Origin of the sequence: Vitiosangium sp. GDMCC 1.1324 (assembly GCF_003044305.1) — a bacterium.
Taxonomy (GTDB): domain Bacteria; phylum Myxococcota; class Myxococcia; order Myxococcales; family Myxococcaceae; genus Archangium.
Window position 1 is genome coordinate 1 of the sequence record NZ_PZOX01000071.1, and the last position, 1,645, is coordinate 1,645.

1 protein-coding gene is annotated in these 1,645 nt (G+C 68.6%); it reads left to right on the top strand.

Annotation, left to right across the window (positions count from 1 at the left end; genetic code table 11):
* A partial coding sequence (locus DAT35_RS57885; protein ID WP_233262334.1) for a condensation domain-containing protein occupies positions 1-1,645 on the top strand: 1,645 nt, incomplete at both ends.

Below are 1,645 nucleotides of genomic sequence, written 5' to 3' on the forward strand. Positions count from 1 at the left end.
AGTACATGGTGCCCTCCGCCTTCGTGACGCTCGAGCAGCTCCCGCTCACGTCCAACGGCAAGGTCAACCGCAGGGCCCTGCCTGCTCCCGAGTCCTCCGACTCCGGCTCCTCCACCGCCTACGTCGCTCCCCGCACTCCCACCGAGGAGAAGCTCGCCGCCATCTGGGCCGAGGTCCTCTCCGCTCCTCGCGTCGGCGCCGAGGACAACTTCTTCGAGCTCGGTGGCCACTCCCTGCTCGCCACCCAGGTCGTCTCCCGCATCCGCTCCACCTTCCATGTGGAGCTGCCTGTCCGCGCCCTCTTCGAGGCCCCCACCCTCTCCTCCCTCTCTCTCAGGATCGACGAGGCCCTCGATCAGCCAATCCGGAACGCACCGCAAGCGCCTCCCCTGAGCCCCGCGCCGCGCACGGATGAGCTTCCCCTGTCGTTCGCGCAGCAGCGGCTGTGGTTCCTCGATCAGTTCGAGCCCGGCAGTCCCTTCTACAACATCCCCGCGGCCCTCCGGCTCTCCGGCACCCTGGACACCCAGGCCCTGCGCCGCGCCTTCGAGGAGCTCGTGCGCCGTCACGAGTCCCTGCGCACCACCTTCTCCTCTCGCGACGGCAAGCCCATCCAGGTCATCGCTCCGGCCCTCTCCCTCCCACTCGAGGTGCGGGACCTTCAGGACGTTCCCGCCTCCGAGCGCGAGGCCCATGTCCGTGAGCTGGTCCGCCAGGAGGCCCTGCGCCCCTTCGACCTGGCGCGCGGTCCGCTCGTGCGCACCCGCCTGCTGCGCCTGGCCCCGACTGACCACATCCTGCTCGTCACCCTGCACCACATCGTCTCCGACGGCTGGTCCACGGGCGTGCTCGTGCGCGAAGTGGCTACCCTCTACGCCGCCTTCGCTTCTGGCCAGCGGCCTTCCCTGCCGCCCCTGCCCATCCAGTACGCCGACTTCGCTCGCTGGCAGCGCTCGTGGCTGCGCGGCGAGGCCCTCGATGCCCAGGTGCGTTACTGGAAGCAGCAGCTCTCCGGCGCTCCGGCACACCTCGAGCTACCCACCGACAGGCCTCGTCCTCCCATCCAGTCTGTCCGCGGTGCCCAGTACAGCTTCCGTCTCCCGCCCGAGCTCTCCGAGGCGCTCACCGCCACCAGCAAGCAGCACGGCGTCAGTCTCTTCATGACGCTGCTGGCCGGCTTCCAAGCGCTGCTGTCTCGCTACTCCGGCCAGGACGACATCGTGGTTGGCTCTCCCATCGCCGGCCGCCGCACCACCGAGCTCGAAGACCTCATCGGCTTCTTCGTCAACACGCTCGTCCTGCGCTCGCGCATCGCTCCCGAGGCCTCCTTCCGCGACCTGCTGCTCCAGGTGCGTGACACCACCCTGGGCGCCTATGAGCACCAGGATCTGCCTTTCGAGAAGCTCGTCGAGGAGCTCTCTCCGCAACGCACCCTGGGCCACTCGCCTCTGTTCCAGGTGATGTTCTCGCTGCAGAACACGCCAATTCCCCAGTTGGCGCTGAGCGGGCTCACCTTGGGGCCGGTGGAGCTCGAGAGCACCACCTCCAAGTTCGACCTCTCGCTCGCCCTGGCCGAGAGCCCCCAAGGCATCCTCGGCGCTCTCACCTACAAGACCGACCTGTTCGACTCGGACACGGTGGCTCG